The organism is Nonomuraea sp. NPDC005983, assembly GCF_040614375.1.
Taxonomy (GTDB): Bacteria; Actinomycetota; Actinomycetes; order Streptosporangiales; family Streptosporangiaceae; genus Nonomuraea.
This window is the reverse complement of sequence record NZ_JBEXUP010000279.1, coordinates 1-3124: the sequence shown is the minus strand read 5'-3', so window position 1 is coordinate 3124 and position 3124 is coordinate 1. Positions and strand designations below refer to the sequence as shown.

Genomic DNA, 3124 nt, shown 5'->3' with positions numbered 1-3124 from the left:
CTCGGGCCGCTCGTTCGACATCGAGGCGGCCAGGTACGGCAAGGTCATCCTGATGGCCGACGCCGATGTCGACGGCGCCCACATCCGCTGCCTGATCACGAGGATGGGCGCGGTACGGCGGCGCACGGTGGCGCTCGACCGGGCCGGCATCGTCGGCTGGACGATCACCCAGTCCTTCTTCCAGCGACGAGCCGGCCTGCTGACGGTCTCCGCGACGACCGCCGCCGGCGACGGCCACTACGACGTCGTGGACGTGGGCCGGGCCGACGGCCTCGACCTCGCTGCCGAGGCCGTGCCCGATCTCCTCGGGCCCTTCCTCCGCAAGCAGTGAGCCGCGGATTCCCCTCCGGCTTGCCCATGCCCCTGTACTGGGCAAGCGGATCGCGCGACTCAAGTGCTTGTGGACTCAAGGCTATTTGTCCCACTTGCAGATGAGTTGCAGCTTGTTAACCGCTGGCTCACGGGCCGTCAGGCAAGGTCAGGAAAGGTCAGGCGCAGAAGTCCGCGATGGTGTCGGCGAGGATGCCGGTGAGGCGGTGCAAGGAGGCGAGGTCCGCCCATTCGGTGGCCGCGTGGGCTCCTCCGCCGTCCACGCCGAAGAGCAGGCAGGGGATGCCGGCGCGGTCGAGGAGGGCGCAGTCCGTCCAGAAGGGTTCCGCGCGGATCACGGGCGGACGCCCCAGTCCCGCCTCCGCGTGGCGGAGCAGGGTACGGACGACCGACGCCTGCGGATCGGCCTGGAACGGCTCGCGGTGCAGGCCGCGGCGCAGGCGGTAGCGGAAGTCGGCGACCGTGGCGGTGAGCCGGTCGAGGACGGCGGCGAGCTCGGCCTCGACGGTGTCGGCGTTCTCGCCCGGCACCGTGCGGCGCTCGACGGTGATCCGGCAGTGCGCCGGGTAGGTCGAGGGCTCCTCGCCGCCCCGGATGAGGGAGGCGTGCACGGTGCCCGTCCCGAGCAGCGGATGCGGTTCGCCTTCCGCCAGGCGGCGGCCCCAGTCCTCGAGGGCGACGAGGAAGTGGCCGGCCTTGGTGATCGCGTCGACGCCGAGCTCGGGCCGCGACCCGTGGGCGGCACGGCCCTCGATGTGCACGTCGAACCAGGCGAAGCCCTTGTGCGCCACGGTCACCTCAAGATGGCTGGGCTCGGTGACGATGGCCGCGTCGGCGGTGAAGGACTCCAGCACCTCCTCGGTGCCGAAACTGGCGTGCTCCTCGTCGGCGACGCACGCGAGGACGACGTCGCCGCGCAGCGGCCCCCGACGGGTGGCACGGACCGCGGCGGCCATCATGGCGGCGAGGCCGCTCTTCATGTCGAAGGCGCCCCGGCCGAAGATCTTGCCGTCGCGGATCACCGGGCGCAGCGGGTCACCGTCGTAGCCGGCGAGGCCGACGGTGTCGAGGTGGCCGTTCAGCATCAGCGAGCGTCCGCCGCCGGTGCCGCGGGCGACCGCGACGAGCGAGGGCCGCTCCGGGCGGCTCTCCAGGCGGTGCACCTCGAACCCGCGTCCGGCGAGCCAGGCGCCGCAGTGGTCGGCGATGTCGCCCTCGCCCGCGCCGCCTGGCACGAGATCGGGGTTCACGGAGTCGATGGCGATGAGCTCCGCGAGGAGCTCGACCGGATCCGGGCTGTGCGGTGTCATGTGCTTCCTGGTGGTCTCGAGGGACGGACGATCAGTCCTGGCCGGCGAGGCGGAGCAGGGTCGTGGCGAGCACGTCGACGCCGTGGGCGCAGGCTTCGGGCGTGGAGTACTCGCGGGGGTTGTGGCTGATGCCGTCGTACTCGCCCCGGACGAAGATCATGGCGGTGGGGCAGAGCGCGGCGATCTCCTGGGCGTCGTGACCCGCGCCCGACAGCAGGGACAGGTGCGCGAGCCCATGATCGCCGGCCGCCTCGGCGATGACCTTCCGCACGCCGTCGTCGAACGGGACGTGCGCCGTCCTGGCCATCCGGCGGGTGGAGACGCTCAGCCCCGGCCGGTCGTCCTCCAGGGTGCACAGGAAGGCCGCCAGGTCCTCCTCGGCGCGGGCCATCTGGGCGTCGTCGGGGTTGCGCAGGTCCACGGTCAGCTCCGCGCGGGCCGGAACGATGTTCGTCAGGTCGGGGTGGACGGCCAGATGCCCGACGGTGGCGCGCAGCTCCCCGTAGGCGCCGGAGTCCACCATGGCGCGAAGGTGGACGACGACGCGCGCGGCCGCGAGCCCGGCGTCGGCCCGCAGCTCGGTCGGAGTGGTGCCGGCGTGGGCGGCGCGGCCGTGGATGGTGATCTCCTGCCAGGAGATCCCCTGGACCCCCGTGACGACGCCGATCTCCACCCCTGCCTGGGCCAGGACGGGGCCCTGTTCGATGTGGCACTCCACGTAGGCGTGCGGCGGGTCGAGCCGCTCCCCGGCGGGGCCGTCGAAGCCGGTACGGGCCAGCTCGCCGCCGAGGGTGACGCCGTGCCGGTCCGTCAGGGCGTGGGCGTACTCCAGGCTGAGACGTCCGGCGGCGACCGCGCTGCCGAGCATGTCGGTGCCGAAACGGACGCCTTCCTCCTCGGTGAAGACGGCCACCTCCAGCGGACGGCGGGTGGTGATGCCGCGCTCGTTCAGCGTCCGGACCACTTCGATGCCGCCCAGGACGCCCAGGCATCCGTCGAACGCACCGGCGGTGGCGACGCTGTCGATGTGGGAGCCGGTCAGGGCCGGGCGGGCGCCGGGGTCGGTGCCCTCGCGGCGTCCGTAGATGTTGCCCATCCTGTCGACGCGCACGGTCAGGCCGGCCCGCTCCATCCAGGAGATGACCAGGCGGCGGCCGGCGGCGTCGGCGTCGGTCAGGGCCAGCCGGTTCACGCCGCGCAGGCCGGTGCGTTCGTCGTCGTACGCGCCGACCTCGGCGAGGTCCATCAGCGACTGCCACAGGCGCGCGCCGTCGACGGTGATGAGGTGTTCGGTCATGACGTGCTCTCCAGGTGGCCGGAGTCGGTCAGGGTCGCGGGGTTGGCGTCGGCGCCCTCGGTGCACAACAGGACGACGGTCGAGCCCGGCCCGGCCCCCAGAGCCGGCCGAAGGCCGGCAGCCGCATCCGCCCCACGTCCGGCCCCGCCCCCGTCGGCCGAGGCCGCCTGGCCGGCCGAACGGTGCG

3 protein-coding genes and 1 pseudogene are annotated in these 3124 nt (G+C 73.1%); 1 reads left to right on the top strand and 3 read right to left on the bottom strand.

What is annotated here, in order from left to right:
• On the top strand, window positions 1-331 hold a 331-nt coding region (locus ABZ297_RS46580), incomplete at its 5' end, for a PH domain-containing protein (RefSeq protein ID WP_355360993.1).
• Window positions 332-488: 157 nt separating this feature from the next.
• Here ABZ297_RS46580 and ABZ297_RS46575 read toward each other — a convergent pair.
• The 3 genes and pseudogenes from ABZ297_RS46575 to ABZ297_RS46565 form a co-directional block, all read right to left on the bottom strand.
• Entirely contained in the window at window positions 489-1640 is a 1152-nt protein-coding gene (locus ABZ297_RS46575; protein WP_355360990.1) for an ArgE/DapE family deacylase, read from the bottom strand.
• A gap of 31 nt (window positions 1641-1671) precedes the next feature.
• Window positions 1672-2937 carry a Zn-dependent hydrolase gene (locus tag ABZ297_RS46570; protein WP_355360987.1) on the bottom strand — a complete coding sequence of 422 codons (1266 nt, stop codon included), beginning with the start codon at window positions 2935-2937 and terminating at the stop codon, window positions 1672-1674.
• Window positions 2934-3124, bottom strand: a pseudogene (locus ABZ297_RS46565) (hypothetical protein); the annotation flags it as partial. The pseudogene ABZ297_RS46565 and the gene ABZ297_RS46570, both read right to left, overlap by 4 nt.